We start from the raw sequence: 15246 nt of genomic DNA, 5'->3' as shown, positions 1-15246 counted from the left end.
GTCAAACTGATGGAAAGGTTTAACGCAGGAACTTGAAATTATAGAATTGGACTTAATTCAAAACCCCTGTTTTATTTTTTCTGTTTCGGCCCCACCAAATGTAGCATCCGGATATTGGCAGACTTGCAATGAGTAAACTACACAGAAAGGCGAATATTTTTCCGGGTAATCCCAATATCGCTCCGGTATGAATATCATAATTCATTTTCATCAGATTATCAGCAATTTTATCGGCTGTTTTTCTGCCCCAAATATGGGAAACAGACATCTCTTTCAAGCTGGATTGATCAAAATACCGATAGTCAATTTTCCAATACGTTCCTTTATCGCTATTTGCATTTGCGGCTATTGGGGACATATTAGTTTCCGGCGGATGAATTTCAATGGATTTGGCCAAAGGATATTCTTTTTGCATTTGGAGCCAAACCGCATCTAAAGGCTTTACAATTGCAGTTGTATTTTTCTGGTTTTTTTTCGAAAGTGGTTCTTCATATAATAATGATTTTTCGCCACCGGACATGGTATAATAAGAATATGCAAACCATTGAAATCCCCAAACTAATCCCGTTATGGCAAAAATAATTCCGATGATGAGTACATAAAAACCGGTTACATTATGTAAGTCGTAATTTTTTCGTTTCCACTTCGTTCCTTTTTTCCATTTGAACCAAAATCGTTGTTTGGCCGCACTTTTATTTTTGGGATACCAAAGAATAAAACCTGAAATCAACATGATTAGAAATATTAATGTTGCTGATGCCACAACAGTTTGTCCAATTTCATGTGGCAGCCAAAGATAAAAATGCCCATCGAGAATAAATGGAAAGAAACCTTCCTCATTATTGATTGTTTTTAGGACTTTTCCAGTGTAAGGATTTAGGTAAGTCGTATAATGATAACTGGGTTCGTAATGAAAAAATATCGCCTCAACAGAATTATTTTTTTCATTGTATTTGATGGCGTGAAGCACTTTATTCGGAACTTCTTTTCTGGCAATGGTTTCCAACTGAGATGGAGGCAGAAAAGATTCATTTTGAGGTTCCACAAAACGATATTCTTCTGTGATGTTTTGTATTTCCTCCTGAAAGGCATACAAACATCCTGTTATGGCGATTATAAAAACGAGTAATCCAGACGACAAACCTAGCCAAAGATGGATTTTTCGGATTGCTTTTTTGAGAGTATTATTTTTCATTTAAAAAAAGAATAAAACTCCCCACCGAAATGAGGAGTTTAGTGAAACAAAAACCAATTATGAAACTTAAAATTTATAGGTTAAACCGGCGGTGATACTTCTCAAACGCTGCGGAGCTACTGTCGACCATCCTGAATAATATTTTTCGTTGAATACATTATTCAATTTCAAAGCAAGATTGAATTTGTCATTTGAATACGATAAAGCCGAATTTACTATGGTATAACTTGGCAATTCAAAGGTTCCAATATTGGCTCTGTTTAATGTTTTGTATTCGCTGGCATAATTTCCACCAAAACCTATTCCGAAACCTTTTAATTTTCCTGAAGTCAACGTATAATTTGCCCATAAATTTACAAGCGTTTCCGGACCGGCTTCTTCAGGTCTTAGTCCTAAATAACCATCTCCTGGATTGTCTTTGGTAACTTCACTTTTGTTGTTGCTAAATCCGGCAATGATGTTAAATCCTTTTACTGGATTTGCCGTAAAACTCACTTCGACTCCTTTACTATTTACTTCACCGCCTTGTATAGCGTTGTTGATATTGTTTGGATCAGTCATCAATCTGTTTTTAACATCAATATTATAGTAGCTGATGGATGCCGAAATGATGTCTTTGTATAAGTTTGTTTTTAATCCAAATTCATACTGATTGGCTTGTTCCGGGTCAAAAGATTTTATTCTCGGATTTGATCCATCCACTTCTGAAACTTCTCTTGGCGTGACATTCACAAACCCATTCATGTAATTGGAAAAAACAGAAACTTTATCTTTAATCAACATATAAACTAGACCGAATTTTGGTGAAACGGCTGATTGGCTTCTTTCTTCGGTTGCGGTTGTCGATTTGAAATGGTCAATTCTCAAACTCGCCATCGCAGATAATTTATCGGTAATATTCAACACATCCGAAGCGTATGCACTGATAACTTCCACTTCGGCAGTTGAGTTTCCTTCAAATGAACCGACTAATAAATTATCAACTCCCGCTTGGGTTAAATCTCCAGTATCTCCACCATCGATTAAAGAAACAATTCCGTTTCCAACCCAACCGCTGCTTCCATTCATAATATTCGATTGGTAATAATCAACACCTGCGACTAATCGGTTTCTTAAATTTCCAATTTTAAAGTCTCCAATGAAATTCTGCTGAATATCAGTTGCCAAAGTTTCGCCATTTCTTTTCGAAATGTATCGTGTAAAATCGTTTCCGTTTGAAGCGTCGAATAAATACGAATAGTAGCCGTTGGTTTTGCTGTTACTTCTGGATAATACCGTTTGCGAAGTCCATTGATCAGACAGTTTGAAAAGCATTTGAGCTTGTAAACTAAATGTTGGATTACTGATGGACAATTCGTTTGAAGTAAAGGATTTTTTATAATTTCTTTCGAATAATTCCATCGAATCAAAAGATAGAGCCGAATTTCTGTTCAAGAAAAGCATCGGTGCATTTGCCGAATTTCTGTTAGTGAATTCGGTGTTTATCAAGAACGAAAGTTTATCATTTACTTTGTAACTCAAGGAAGGTGCAAAGAAAAACGATTTTCCAAAACCGGCATCTTGAAACGAATTTTCTTTTTGGTAGGCTGTATTGATTCGTATTGCAACATCTGAATTCAAGGGAATATTTACATCAGCTGTAAGTCGGTCCATTCCATATGTTCCGGAATTATAGCTGATTTCTCCGCCAAATCTGGAATAAGGTTTTTTAGTTACAATGTTTATCAAGCCTCCGTAAGAAATCAAACTACTTCCAAATAAAGTTCCTGAAGGTCCTTTAATTACTTCTATATTATCCACGTTTGCAGGATCAATACTTCCATTATTAATTCCAGGTAAACCATTAATCATAGTCGGCTGAACCGAAAAACCTCTCATTGTAAAATACTCAGCACCATCGCCACCACGTCCGGTTGATTCCCAAAGACGCGTTATTCCAGTAGCATTTTTTAACGCATCATTAAAATTTGTAACTAATTGCTCTTTCATTAACTCAGCGGTTACAGTATTGTAAACTTGTGGGTTTTCAATATTGTTTAATGGCATTCTGGAAACGGTAGTACTTTTTTCTCTTTTGTACTTGTATTTGTTGGAGTTTACAATAACTTCTTTCAACGTTTTCAAAGAATCTTTTTCTTGCTCTTTTTTTTCTTGGGCGCTAACAGTTACGCCAAAAAGTAAAACGGACAGGTAAATAGTATGTGTCTTTTTCATTTATTTAGATTAAGTAAAAATAATAATGCAAATATAGAAGGGCATTTTGTTTTAACAAAACTTATTTAGACTTAATATAGATAACAAAATAAAATATTTTTTATGAACTTGTAAATCAGTTTTTTAGAAGCATAAAAAAAACCTTGCTTTTTCGAGCAAGGTTGTGATTGGAGTATAAAATGTTAAGTTTTTATTTGATTTTTTTCATCGAAAACTGTTCGGAACTTGGTTTTCCTTGTTGGATTCCTGAAATTTTAGCCACTAAACTGTCAGGAGTTATTTGAGTATAACTTATTTTTTGAGGGTAATCGTGTTTTGTATTCTCAAAAACCATTTGCTTTTCTGTTGCAGTTGTTAACTTGAAAGCAACGGGTTTGTCACCATTCTGTCCTTCTACAGTTGCAGTATAGGTTAACACTTCACCTTTTTGTTGCAAAGTGATGGATTCAAAATGCAATGTGTCTTTTTCCTTAACGAAATAAGATTGCGCTTGAAAGGTGCTGTCGTTTACTTTTTTCCAATATTCGGTCAGAGTACCATCAACGGCTTTGTTTTCCCAATTTCCCAAAAGCCAATTGGCAGCCTTAATTTTTTCTTTTTCATTAGCATCAGAATCTTTACAAGAAACTAAAACAAGCAAAAGCAATATAAAGGTCGTTTTTTGAAACATAAGCTTAGATTTATGGGTTATTTATATGGAGCTAAATTATGAAAAAATAGAATAGTGTTCTTTTTTTAGTTTTTAAATTTTCAAAAAAGACTAGAGTTTTGAATACTTTTCAAACAAATAATTAAAATGCAACCGTTATAAAAAACTTAACCATATAAGTCATATAAGGACATATAAGCAATTGTTTTGCAGCTAGCCTCAATAATCTTGTATGACTTATATGTTTTAAATATCAAAAAAATATTAGTTATTTCATTTAAGAAAGGGGTATTAATTTTTCTTTTAAAACCAAAGTTAAATGTTCTTAAATGACTTATATGGTAAAAAAATTAAACACTGGCTTTCAAAATAGCATAAACCAATTCCTTCGTAGGCTTTTGATCTTTTAGTTTAGTTCTGACCGTATCAAAAGTCACTTTAAAATCACAGCCTGATTTATACTGACTGCAACCATAAGCCGTTTTTCCTTTTAGCACCGTTCCTTTCTGGCATTTCGGACAGGTTAATTCATCTGGTATGGCTTTCGCCAAAGTTTTCTTGGGTTCTAATTTGAGTTGGAAATTTTCGTCAAAGCGAAGTAAACCTTCCACAGTGCCGGCATTGGTTTTGAAATCTTTCAAGTTTACGGTAGAACCTTTTTGAAGCAATCGCAAGTATTGATTCTCGGATATTTTTTTTTCTGCAAAAGTGTAAGGCAATAAAAATGCGCAGCCCGCTTTATAATTAGAACAGCCAAAAGAAGATTTCCCTTTGATAAGTGTTCCTTTTTTACATTTCGGACAGGCTTCCGCCAAAATTCCGGCTGCTTTCTTTTTCTCGACTTTTGCCACTTCTTTCTGAACACTTCCCTCATGCGAGATATTGGCGCGTCTGGTTTCACTGCGGACTTCGTATACCAAAGTTTCAACCATGTGTTTCATGTTCTTAATAAATGAACCCGCGGTAAACGTTCCTTTTTCGATATCTTTCAATTGCTTTTCCCAAGAACCCGTCAATTCTGCCGACTTCACCAAATCATTTTGAATCGTATCAATCAGTTGAATTCCCGTTGGCGTTGGCAAAACCTGTTTTTTGTTTCTTACAATGTATTGGCGTCTAAAAAGTGTTTCAATAATATTGGCTCGCGTGGACGGACGACCAATACCGTTTTCTTTCATCAATTCACGTAAATCTTCATCATCGACTTGCTTGCCAGCGGTTTCCATGGCGCGCAATAAAGTCGCTTCGGTAAACTGATTCGGTGGTTTGGTTTCCTTTTCTAAAAACGAAGGTTGGTGCGGCCCTTTTTCGCCTACAACAAAACTCGGCAAGATATCGGCTTCTTTTTCTTTGGTATTTGGGTCTTCAAAGACTATGCGAAATCCTTTTTTTAAGATTTCTTTACCGGTGGTTTTAAATAAAACATCGGCTGCTTTCCCAACTACAGTAGTATTAGCGACCAAACAATCGTCATAAAACACGGCAATAAATCGCTTTGTAATAATATCATACACTTGCAGCTGATTGTATTGCAAATTGCTTTGAATCCCCGTTGGAATAATGGCGTGGTGATCCGTTACTTTTTTATCGTTGAAAACTTTGGGTGATTTTTTTATTTTTTTTTCTAAAAGCGGTTGCGTCAACGCAGCATAATTCGTCAGGTTTTTCAGGATGCCCGGAACTTTTGGATAAATATCATTGGGTAAAAACGTGGTGTCGACTCTTGGATACGTAACTACTTTTTGTTCGTACAAAGTCTGTACAATTTTAAGCGTTTCGTCTGCCGTAAAGCCAAATTTCGTGTTACAATATACTTGAAGGCCAGTTAAATCAAACAGTTTTGGTGCAAATTCGTTGCCGTTCTTTTTTTCGACAGAGACAATTTCGAACTCACTTTCCTTGACTTTATTGGCCAAAAGTTCTCCATCTTCTTTCTTTAAAAAGCGACCTTCTTCATAGCTGAAAAGTGTTTCTCGATACAAGGTTTGTAATTCCCAATACGGTTGAGGTTTGAAATTCTCGATTTCTTTGAATCGGTCCACAACCATTGCCAATGTTGGGGTTTGCACCCTTCCAATAGACAAAACTTGTTTGTAACCGCCGTGTTTTACAGTGTACAATCGCGTGGCATTCATACCGAGTAACCAGTCGCCAATGGCTCTGGAAAATCCGGCGTAATATAAATTATCGTAGTTGGCAGATGGTTTCAAGTTCTGGAAACCCTCTTTAATGGCCTCGGTGGTTAAGGAAGAAATCCACAAGCGTTTGACCTCGCCTTTGTATTGCGCTTCGTTCATGACCCAGCGCTGAATGAGTTCTCCTTCTTGCCCAGCATCCCCGCAGTTGATGACCAAATCGGCTTTGTCGAACAAACTTTTTATGATTCTGAATTGCTTTTGGATCCCCGAATTTTCCACCACTTTGGTTTCAAATTTCTCGGGAAGCATGGGTAAGTTGTTGAGGTCCCAACTTTTCCAGTGCGGTTTGTAATCGTTCGGTTCTTTCAAGGTACATAAATGCCCAAAAGTGTACGTTACCTGATAACCGTTGCCTTCAAAATACCCGTCGTGCTTGGTATTGGCTCCTAAAACGGATGCGATTTCGCGCGCTACACTTGGTTTTTCGGCAATACATACCTTCATTTTTGCTACTTATTTTGAGGGCGCAAATTAGGAATTTAGAAATTGGTATTAAAAAGAAATCGGTAGGAGTTATGAACGGCTAGGTTGCGTTGTTTTTTAGGAGCAGAACGAATAGTTTTTTCAATCACGAACCGTCCTGCTGTCCGCTGTATCCAGGCTAAAAAGCCTGGGATGCCGCTTCCATCAGGGCTAAATATTACGTTTCTTTTTCATAATAACGAAAGAGAAAATGCCGTATCTGATTTCGCGTATTCTCATTGACTAATAATTTTTTAGGGTAATTTAAAAATGTGGTTTAAACACAACAAAAAAGATAAAAAATTGTTGTTTAAAAACAACAAAAAGCACCTAAAAATGTTGTTTGTATTTAACAATTTAATGAAAAGTACACTTTCGAAATAGGAGGCAAAAACAAAACCAGAAAACAAATTATAGATATTCCAGATTCATACATTGCTAAAGATATGATAGAAATTGGGTATGGGACTATAATTCCAGTTTGGTTGTTTGGTTTTATGTATTAGTGTAGAATGTTTGTGCTGGGATTTTTTGGTTAAGTAATCATAATATTTAATTGAGTGCTGTGCGAAGTCTCCCGACTTCTTACCTATTACTATATGCAATTCTTATTTTAGCGACCTTTATTTTTCTGTGTTTGTAGATTATTGGAATAGTGACGAAGTCAGTAAACTTCGCAGAGCAATCACGATTATATTCTGCTATTACGACTTATTCACACTTCGCACAGCTGGGTACGCTATTATGCAGATTTATATCTTAAAAACATCCAGTCTTTGCATCCAGGGAATTTCTGATTCAACAAACGTAAGTTTGGTTTTGATGATTCGGTCACTTTTATCTCTGGGATTTTTAGTGACAAATCTCGCCTTGGATGTATTGAAATCCAATGTGTATTTTTCATCAAAGTCTTCTTGTTTGTTCGAAGAGAAACTAATCACATTGTCTTTCGCGGTCCATTTTCCTTTTCCGTATTTATTTACTTCAGTTGGAATTCCGTTTTTAATTTTAGAATAATAATGAAATAAGAATGTTCCATCCTGATTTAAGGTTAATTTATAGTCGAACATGTTATTTTCTGTCGTATTAAGTGTACGATTGTAATCACCAGAAAATCCATTGGTTTGTGCGAATGTTGTGAGGTTGAACAATACAAGTAATGTAGTTAGTAGTAATTTCATTGGTTTGGTTTTTAATGGTTTAGTACTTATTTGATGTTTTATGGTTTATTTGTCAGCGATAGGCTTAAGTCATTGCGAGGAACGAAGCAATCCCATCCAGTTTGTCTATTATTTTATTTGCTCCTTGTTGTGGGCACAGAATGCAAAACTGTGAGCTAACAATTGGGGATATTAGAGCAATCGGATTTTTAGTTTTATAAAAGTATTAAAATAAACGCATTGGAAGCAAGTGCGGGTTTGAAATTAATTATTACCAAACAATTTCTTTGCTTCTTTCCAACGTATCAAATCCTCGTTCTGGATGCGTCGGGATTCAATTTTGGAGGAGAATTTTGCGGATTGTTTCATCGCTGCCAGATGGGTTCCATTTCGATAAAAAGCGTTAATGTCATTTTCATTTTCCCATAACGTCATAGTGTACCAAACTTTCCCGTTCCAACTGCCGACTACTTTATGTTTTTTGCAATTGGCTTGTTGCAGCTCTGCTATGATTTGCCCATTGAACTTAAAAAAAGGAATTAGTTTTAGGTATGAATTTAACTCGATTTTAGTGATGGAAACTATCATTGGCTTTTATTGGTGTTAGTTACGATGTCCACAAAGATTGCTGTTTTTCTGTTTGTAAATGCAAAATAGCAACAAAAAATAATTTTGTAGCTATTGCTGAGGTGTTTCTTAGTTGCTTTTATTTGTGGCGGCGAGTGAAGTTTATTCTAAATTATTCCAACCTGTTACATTCGCTTTTTTGAATTGTAATAAACCATAGAGTATCACTAAGCAAAGCAAAATAAAGATTGGTGACATAACTCTGTCACTATTTAGTAATTGAACTACAAATAATATCACACTAATAATTAAAATGCCCCAAAATCCCAATTTTATCCATTTAAGTAGCATTATCGAGAAAATGACGCCCAATATTGCAAATGAACCATAAAGCAACATCATGTTTTCTGAAATATTGTATTGTGCAATGTTGGACATTTCCTCTGTTTTGAAAAAATAGAAAACAGCACTAAATGAATATGCAATGATTAAATAAATCAACCAAGCTGTTAAGCATCCGTGTCTTTGTTTGTTTTGCATTCTTTATGGGTGTCAAGGTTTAGTTTAAAAGTATTTTGATGATCTGTAGCCCGCTCCTCCCAATTACAATTTATAATGCATTTGATTTTGTTTGTGTTCACAAGCGGGGCGTTCGTTTTTTCTTAAGGATTCTCTTTCTTCAGTTCCATTTGAATAGTGTCTTTATTGAAAATCATTTCCCATTGCATTGATTTATCTTTAAATTTCGAAATCTGAACAGGAATTGTGTCTGGTTTTTCAGGATTTATTTCGTACGATATTACCTTTAAACTGTTTTCATTATCGTCATAATTATACTTCATAAATATTGAAGTACTGTCAACGTACATAGTGGGGTTAGGACAAAATAACAATTTTCCACGTTCTTCAAAATAAATTATTTTCCAAGCTAAAGTATCTTTTTTCCAAGCTTTTTCGGAAACTAATTCACCATTACGTGTCATTTTTTCTACTTTCCATTTGCCGAAATATTTCTGTGATTTCCGTACATCATAACTATAATAGAATACAAACAAAAATGGAATCAATATGCACAAAATACGCATTGAATTGCGCAATGTGTTATTTCCAATAGAAGGTAATGAGCTTTTATAACGCCTAAAAAAGTCTACTATTTCTTCTTTTCTTTCCAATGATAAATATGATAGTCCAAATACCATAATTATTGAGATGAAAGTAGTAAGTGGACCAATTCCATAAAATATATTAATCAATAGAATATTAAATTGAACTGGTAAGAGTGTTATTACTCCCAACAATGTGGTGCGTCTAAATAATAAAAGAATACTTCCTATTATTTGAAATAAACCAATAATGACTGTTAGATAATATGAATGCCCATAATATTTCCAAGTTAGTTCTTGACCTGTTAATGTATGAACTAATGAATCTTCAATATGATAGGAAAATGCAAAATTGACATCAAATAGTTTTTCAAAACCAAATGTAGAAATATAAAAAACAAGCCAATAGCGCAAAATAGTAGTAAGCCAGATGTAGTACTTTTTAGAATCAATTAAATTATTTTTTTCTTTATGATGCCAATAAAATGATAATCCAATTGAAAAAACAATTCCAATAATCAAAGATGTCATTCCAATTGGTACTATGTATTGATTCAGTTTATAAGGGAAAAGTGGTAAAATAATATGAAGGACTGAGTCGACTCCACCCACGATTGATAAAAAACTTAAAGTAAATTTTGAAATCCATTTTGTTTTATTCTCTGTTTCATTTGAACTCATAGGCTAATTTTAATTATTCTTTTTTATGTTTCTGATTTGGCAAAATGACGCATAATGTTGTGGCGCTTGACGAGTTTGGGAATCAATTAATCATTATTCCTGGATTTGCCAAATCATCCCAAGTACAAAACCAACTTTCCATTAAGCCAATTGCCCAGATCCGTTTTAGTGGCTGTTACCAGCAGTTTTTATAGTAGTAGTTTTATGTAATTATTTTCATTTATATCTTTATAATCTTTCAAATTAGCATTTCTTTTTGAATGTATAATTTCAACTTCTTTTAGAGCTTGTTCAATTGAAAGAATTGAATTTTCATTAATACATAAATAATTAATTGTTGAAATTAATTTATCTAAATAATTATGCGAATTTTCAACGAGAGTTTCAGTAAATGTAGGTACTATTCCTGCGTGAACGATTAAGTTTCTTGTTCTGTACATTCTTTTAATTTGCCAATCAACTTTAGTTTTGTGTTTTTCAATATGTGCTTTTAGACTATTTATATCACTAAAAATCTTGTGAAATTCTGCCATTCTAAATTTATTTAGAGGGCTGTATTTTAACTGTTTGTAAAACTCTATTCTTACAGATTTATATTTATCCAATACTAAAATTGCTGTGAATTTATCTAATAAATTTTCACCTTCTGGAATAGCTTTAACTTGTGTTCGGAAGAAAGATTGGTCAAATCTATTAATATCCTTCAATAGTTCGTTAATCTGTTCGTTAGTATACCTAATGAGTAAAAATGGCACTAAATGTTTTAGGACTTGGTCTATTTTTGAAGTATTTTCATAACCAACCAATAGTGTTTCAAAAGAAATCCAATTTTGTAATAATTGATTTTCAAGTACCTTGTTTTGAACTGCAATACCGTGTAAGTCAATAACCCTGTCGTATTTAGCGAAAGAAGAGTTTTCTAATCTCAAACTTCGTATCAATTGGTTTAGTTTAATTGCTGCTTTTTTAGGACGATAATCAGTTGCTTTTGACATAGCAGAAACTTTGTCTTTAATTAATATTGAAACTTTATTTTCGTCAATTATTAACGACGAATTAGACCAGGTTGGTTGGATTTTATGATGAAAAAAAACGAACAGATTTGATAATTTATTTAACCTTTTTTCTGCGATACTTTTAGCATTGACTGAATCTAAAGCAATTATTTCATTTACTATTAAAAATCGTTCATTTTTATTTTTACTGTTAAGAAAGTTATTTTTGTCTAAAACAATAAAGCTAGCGTCTAATTGATTAAGGATTTCGATATTGAAAACATTTGAGGATTGACTAATTTCATCGAATATGTCTGAAACTTTATAAATACAGTTGTATTTTTTTGGTTTAATCTCAAAACTATTAAAGAAATTTTCTAATGAAGAAATATCATCTACTGACGTAGATGAAAAGAAAATATTGTTTACGCTTGAATATATGAATGTTTGTGAAAAACCAACATTTATTAATGAACTAATGTAATTGGTTGCTAACTCATAAATTTTTCGTTTTTCTTTATTCTCTAAAATTAATTTCTTTAATTCTTCTGTTAAATATTTAATGTTTTTATCAGAACTTAATTTATTAAAAAGAATTTCTATTTTTATTTTTATTTCTTTGAGGTTGGTATAATCGCCAAAGTTTATATAATATTTTATATCGTCTCCAATTAATTGTTTTACAACCAAATCATTTTTGAGCTTAAATATTAATTCTTCTAAAACAGGAGTAATGGATTTTGGGGTGAAATTATCTTCTTCAATTTCCTTGATTAATTTTAACGCTTCTTTACAAATTGTATTTGAATTGAGAGCAGGATATTTAAAGCTGTCTAAAGTGTAATCAAAGACACATTCTCTACAACGAAGTGCAAAAAATAATAAAGAGTCCAGGGACTCATCTTTTTTCCAATATTTAAGTCTGCTTTCTTTCATTTTTTTAAGGTTAAGTTTCTGTTTTGCGGTAAAATTGCTGGTAACTTTTTTATAGGTCTGATAAAATAAGACCTATCACCCCAAATTTAGAGAGATAAGTCTTATAGTGGTCAGAGTTTAGTTATTTTCAAATATATAACTTTCTTCCGAAAATACTGATAAAAATATATCAAGTTTAAATGGCTGCCCAAAACTAACTTCTTTTGCTTCAATGATTTTACGGAAAACCGTAAACGCAGTTATTTTAACACAAACACCCTAGCCCTGATAGCAGTGGCATCCTTTTTCTGGTCTGGTCTCGTCTTTTGGGACGAGACCAGACCAGAAAAAGATATAGCGAATAGCAAGAAACAGCTCCTGATTGACATACAATTCTATCCTCATTGTTCGCAATGACAATCTAAATTGGGAACCTTGCAAACTGAATACTTTTTTCGTAATTTTGCAGTCTAAATAAAGGACTAAGAAAATGTTAGATAGACTTCAAATAGTAAAACAACGTTTCGATGAGATTTCGGATTTGATTATTCAGCCGGATGTAATCTCGGATCAGAAGCGTTATGTGCAATTGAATCAAGAGTACAAAAGTTTAAAAGCTTTGGCTGAAAAGCGCGATGAATACGTTATTTTGATGGCGAATATCGATGAAGCAAACGAAATAATTGCAGATAACAGTGATGCAGACATGACCGAAATGGCCAAAATGCAACTGGAAGAAGCGAAGGAAAGATTGCCGGAACTGGAGGAAGAAATCAAGTTTATGTTGATTCCTAAAGATCCCGAAGATGCTAAAAATGTCATGGTGGAAATTCGTGCCGGAACGGGTGGGGATGAAGCGAGTATTTTTGCCGGGGATTTGTTTCGTATGTACACGAAATATTGTGAAAACAGAGGTTGGAGAACATCTGTGGTGGATATGAACGAAGGAACTTCGGGTGGATTCAAAGAGGTAATTTTTGAGGTTACTGGTGAAGATGTTTACGGAACTTTGAAGTTTGAAGCGGGAGTTCACCGTGTGCAACGTGTACCGCAAACAGAAACGCAAGGACGTGTTCACACATCAGCAGCGACGGTTATGGTACTTCCGGAAGCGGAGGAATTTGACGTACAAATTGATATGAATGATGTGCGTGTGGATTTCTTTTGTTCGTCAGGACCTGGAGGACAATCCGTAAATACAACGAAATCAGCGGTTCGTTTGACGCACATTCCAACCGGATTGGTAGCGCAATGTCAGGATCAGAAATCACAACACAAGAATAAAGATAAAGCTTTTGGCGTATTGCGTTCCCGTTTGTACGAACAGGAATTAGCCAAAAAACAAGCGGAAGATGCTACAACACGTACGTCTCAGGTAAGTTCTGGTGACCGTTCTGCAAAAATTCGTACCTATAATTATGCTCAAGGTCGAGTTACGGATCACCGTGTAGGTTTGACGTTGTATGATTTAGGAAATATCATGAATGGTGACATTCAGAAAATTGTAGATGAGTTGGCATTAGTCAACAACATGGAAAAACTGAAAGAAGCAAGCGAGGTTTTCTAAGAAACCAGAATGTTATACCATACAAAAACCAGCGAAAAGAAATTTTCCGCTGGTTTTTTTGCATTCATAACTAACCAATATTATTTTTCTGAAAGGTTTGCGCCTTTTAAAATTCCTTTATGTTGCCAAATGGAATGCCTGAACGCTTCATATTTGGCTGTCGCCGAATCAATTTTGGCATCAAAGTCCGCTGTATCTTCTAAGTCGTCAATCGTGCTATTGAGTTCAGTGGATTGTTTTTCGAAATATTTTTCAATAGTAGACCAATTGGCCGCTGCATCAGCAGTAGTTTTTTGGGTAACAGAATCTATAAAGCGAACGTATCTGTTTGTAACTAGTTCGGCTTTCTTTTCCTGTTCACTTTTACACGAGGTAAAAGTGAACAGGAAAAGAAAACCGAATAGTAGTATTGCATTTTTCATTTTGGGTTTTTCTTATAATTTGAAACCGTATGCTAATCGAAGTGATATTTGTCCTAAACCATCTTTGACTACGTCGTTTTTAATAACTGGAAAGTCATTAAAGTGTTCGTATCGTAAACTGATGTCAATTTTATCTGTTGCATATCCAATGGCTGGACTTAACAATAACGAGGTGTCATTATATCCGTTTGTCACTGCAAATGCGGCACCAACTTCTCCCATTAAATACAATTGGTCTTTAAGGACAAAAGCTTTGAAACCGGCTTTTGCAGGAATGTAACCCAAGTCATTGTTGTCACCTGACACAAACATATTGCTGAATCCTGTGGTTAGGGTTAATGAATATTTTTGGGATAAATCATATTGGAGTCTTGCATCGGCACCCAAACTGAAATCGTACGGATTGTCAAGAGGAAGTCCTCCGTTGATTCCTACTCCAAGACGAAATCCCTGATCGTAATTTTGTACTTCTTGCGCACTTGTCGTCGCTATTCCTAATACGATAGCTAACGTTGTGAAAACTGTTTTTATATTGAATTTACTTTTCATAATAACGTATTTAATTAATAAATTTTTGAGCTTAATTTTTGAATTATACCTTTTATACACTTCCGCTGAACGGAAATTATCTCTTAAATCGTTGGCTTATTAATGTTTTTCAAGTTGTCTGCATTTGCTATTTCTGCCTTAATGATCTCTTTTGTATTTCCTAACAATTGTTGGGATTCATTTTTTAGATCATTGATTGTTTGTGAAATCACATTGGATAATTTACCTGATGAATCTTTAAGAGACTCTGCTAAGTCCGTGCTTTTATCAACGATTTTCTTTCTGGTTTCGCAACCTTTCGCCGGGGCAAATAGTATTCCTAATACCGTTCCTACTGTTAATCCCCCAAGTAATCCTAGTGCTACATTATTATTTTTCATGACTTTAGTTTTTTAAAAATTTAAATTATTTATCCTCTTATTACTCGCAGTAAAATGGCTATTACTGCTATTATCAATAAAACATGAATCATGCTGCCCACGCTGTAAACGAAGAATCCTAACGCCCAAAGGATTACTAGTACCACTGCAACTGCGTATAATAGATTTGACATGATGTTTTGATTTTGT

Annotated in this window: 15 protein-coding genes; 2 read left to right on the top strand and 13 right to left on the bottom strand. The window is 34.2% G+C overall.

What is annotated here, in order from left to right; translation table 11 throughout:
- Window positions 1–52: 52 nt before the first annotated feature.
- From DR980_RS01760 to DR980_RS01720, 8 genes are all read right to left on the bottom strand, one after another.
- A complete protein-coding gene (locus tag DR980_RS01760) occupies window positions 53–1195 on the bottom strand; it encodes a PepSY-associated TM helix domain-containing protein (protein ID WP_113633530.1) in 1143 nt (380 codons plus the stop codon).
- Window positions 1196–1261: 66 nt separating this feature from the next.
- Window positions 1262–3409: a TonB-dependent siderophore receptor gene (locus DR980_RS01755; protein WP_113633529.1), complete on the bottom strand. Its 2148-nt coding sequence runs from the start codon at window positions 3407–3409 to the stop codon at window positions 1262–1264.
- 190 nt (window positions 3410–3599) lie between these two features.
- Window positions 3600–4079, bottom strand: coding sequence for a DUF6265 family protein (locus DR980_RS01750; RefSeq protein WP_113633528.1), 480 nt, complete (start codon window positions 4077–4079; stop codon window positions 3600–3602).
- Between the two features lie 329 nt (window positions 4080–4408).
- Window positions 4409–6700, bottom strand: a complete 2292-nt coding sequence (locus DR980_RS01745) for a DNA topoisomerase 3 (RefSeq protein ID WP_113633527.1) — start codon at window positions 6698–6700, stop codon at window positions 4409–4411.
- Between the two features lie 770 nt (window positions 6701–7470).
- Window positions 7471–7899, bottom strand: a complete 429-nt coding sequence (locus DR980_RS01735; protein ID WP_113633526.1) for a hypothetical protein — start codon at window positions 7897–7899, stop codon at window positions 7471–7473.
- Window positions 7900–8142: 243 nt separating this feature from the next.
- Window positions 8143–8466: a hypothetical protein gene (locus tag DR980_RS01730; protein WP_113633525.1), complete on the bottom strand. Its 324-nt coding sequence runs from the start codon at window positions 8464–8466 to the stop codon at window positions 8143–8145.
- Window positions 8467–8607: 141 nt separating this feature from the next.
- Entirely contained in the window at window positions 8608–8985 is a 378-nt protein-coding gene (locus tag DR980_RS01725; protein WP_113633524.1) for a hypothetical protein, read from the bottom strand.
- A gap of 122 nt (window positions 8986–9107) precedes the next feature.
- Window positions 9108–10229: a hypothetical protein gene (locus tag DR980_RS01720; protein ID WP_113633523.1), complete on the bottom strand. Its 1122-nt coding sequence runs from the start codon at window positions 10227–10229 to the stop codon at window positions 9108–9110.
- Window positions 10230–10273: 44 nt separating this feature from the next.
- On the opposite strand from DR980_RS01720, the gene DR980_RS16305 reads away from it, so the two are divergent.
- Window positions 10274–10423: a hypothetical protein gene (locus DR980_RS16305; protein WP_167400526.1), complete on the top strand. Its 150-nt coding sequence runs from the start codon at window positions 10274–10276 to the stop codon at window positions 10421–10423.
- Here DR980_RS16305 and DR980_RS01715 read toward each other — a convergent pair.
- Complete coding sequence (locus DR980_RS01715; RefSeq protein WP_113633522.1) at window positions 10418–12160, bottom strand: hypothetical protein; 1743 nt, start codon at window positions 12158–12160, stop codon at window positions 10418–10420. The two genes, DR980_RS16305 and DR980_RS01715, sit on opposite strands and share 6 nt — an antisense overlap.
- A 469-nt stretch (window positions 12161–12629) precedes the next feature.
- On the opposite strand from DR980_RS01715, the gene prfA reads away from it, so the two are divergent.
- The gene (gene prfA, locus DR980_RS01710; RefSeq protein WP_091174156.1) at window positions 12630–13706 is read left to right on the top strand and encodes a peptide chain release factor 1; all 1077 of its coding nucleotides are present in this window, start codon (window positions 12630–12632) and stop codon (window positions 13704–13706) included.
- An 80-nt stretch (window positions 13707–13786) separates the two neighbouring features.
- On the opposite strand, the gene DR980_RS01705 is transcribed toward prfA, so the two are convergent.
- The 4 genes from DR980_RS01705 to DR980_RS01690 all read right to left on the bottom strand — a co-directional run bounded on the left by DR980_RS01705 (window position 13787) and on the right by DR980_RS01690 (window position 15230).
- Entirely contained in the window at window positions 13787–14128 is a 342-nt protein-coding gene (locus DR980_RS01705; RefSeq protein WP_113633521.1) for a hypothetical protein, read from the bottom strand.
- A gap of 12 nt (window positions 14129–14140) precedes the next feature.
- On the bottom strand, window positions 14141–14677 hold the full coding sequence (locus DR980_RS01700; protein WP_113633520.1) for a hypothetical protein: 537 nt from the start codon (window positions 14675–14677) through the stop codon (window positions 14141–14143).
- An 83-nt stretch (window positions 14678–14760) separates the two neighbouring features.
- Window positions 14761–15057, bottom strand: coding sequence for a YtxH domain-containing protein (locus tag DR980_RS01695; RefSeq protein ID WP_113633519.1), 297 nt, complete (start codon window positions 15055–15057; stop codon window positions 14761–14763).
- Between the two features lie 29 nt (window positions 15058–15086).
- Window positions 15087–15230 (bottom strand): lmo0937 family membrane protein, encoded by a 144-nt coding sequence (locus tag DR980_RS01690; protein WP_113633518.1) that lies wholly within the window; start codon window positions 15228–15230, stop codon window positions 15087–15089.
- Window positions 15231–15246: the final 16 nt, after the last annotated feature.

It is taken from the genome of Flavobacterium psychrolimnae (genome assembly GCF_003312425.1).
Classification (GTDB): Bacteria; Bacteroidota; Bacteroidia; order Flavobacteriales; family Flavobacteriaceae; genus Flavobacterium; species Flavobacterium psychrolimnae.
The sequence above is the reverse complement of the archived record's forward strand: the minus strand, read 5'-3'. Positions and strand labels throughout refer to the sequence as shown.

Bases quoted from the DNA above. Each gene is read 5' to 3' on its own strand.
- DR980_RS01760 (WP_113633530.1), bottom strand. From the start codon at position 1,195: ATGAAAAATAATACTCTCAAAAAAGCAATCCGAAAAATCCATCTTTGG.
- DR980_RS01755 (WP_113633529.1), bottom strand. From the start codon at position 3,409: ATGAAAAAGACACATACTATTTACCTGTCCGTTTTACTTTTTGGCGTA.
- DR980_RS01750 (WP_113633528.1), bottom strand. From the start codon at position 4,079: ATGTTTCAAAAAACGACCTTTATATTGCTTTTGCTTGTTTTAGTTTCT.
- DR980_RS01745 (WP_113633527.1), bottom strand. From the start codon at position 6,700: ATGAAGGTATGTATTGCCGAAAAACCAAGTGTAGCGCGCGAAATCGCA.
- DR980_RS01735 (WP_113633526.1), bottom strand. From the start codon at position 7,899: ATGAAATTACTACTAACTACATTACTTGTATTGTTCAACCTCACAACA.
- DR980_RS01730 (WP_113633525.1), bottom strand. From the start codon at position 8,466: ATGATAGTTTCCATCACTAAAATCGAGTTAAATTCATACCTAAAACTA.
- DR980_RS01725 (WP_113633524.1), bottom strand. From the start codon at position 8,985: ATGCAAAACAAACAAAGACACGGATGCTTAACAGCTTGGTTGATTTAT.
- DR980_RS01720 (WP_113633523.1), bottom strand. From the start codon at position 10,229: ATGAGTTCAAATGAAACAGAGAATAAAACAAAATGGATTTCAAAATTT.
- DR980_RS16305 (WP_167400526.1), top strand. From the start codon at position 10,274: ATGACGCATAATGTTGTGGCGCTTGACGAGTTTGGGAATCAATTAATC.
- DR980_RS01715 (WP_113633522.1), bottom strand. From the start codon at position 12,160: ATGAAAGAAAGCAGACTTAAATATTGGAAAAAAGATGAGTCCCTGGAC.
- prfA (WP_091174156.1), top strand. From the start codon at position 12,630: ATGTTAGATAGACTTCAAATAGTAAAACAACGTTTCGATGAGATTTCG.
- DR980_RS01705 (WP_113633521.1), bottom strand. From the start codon at position 14,128: ATGAAAAATGCAATACTACTATTCGGTTTTCTTTTCCTGTTCACTTTT.
- DR980_RS01700 (WP_113633520.1), bottom strand. From the start codon at position 14,677: ATGAAAAGTAAATTCAATATAAAAACAGTTTTCACAACGTTAGCTATC.
- DR980_RS01695 (WP_113633519.1), bottom strand. From the start codon at position 15,057: ATGAAAAATAATAATGTAGCACTAGGATTACTTGGGGGATTAACAGTA.
- DR980_RS01690 (WP_113633518.1), bottom strand. From the start codon at position 15,230: ATGTCAAATCTATTATACGCAGTTGCAGTGGTACTAGTAATCCTTTGG.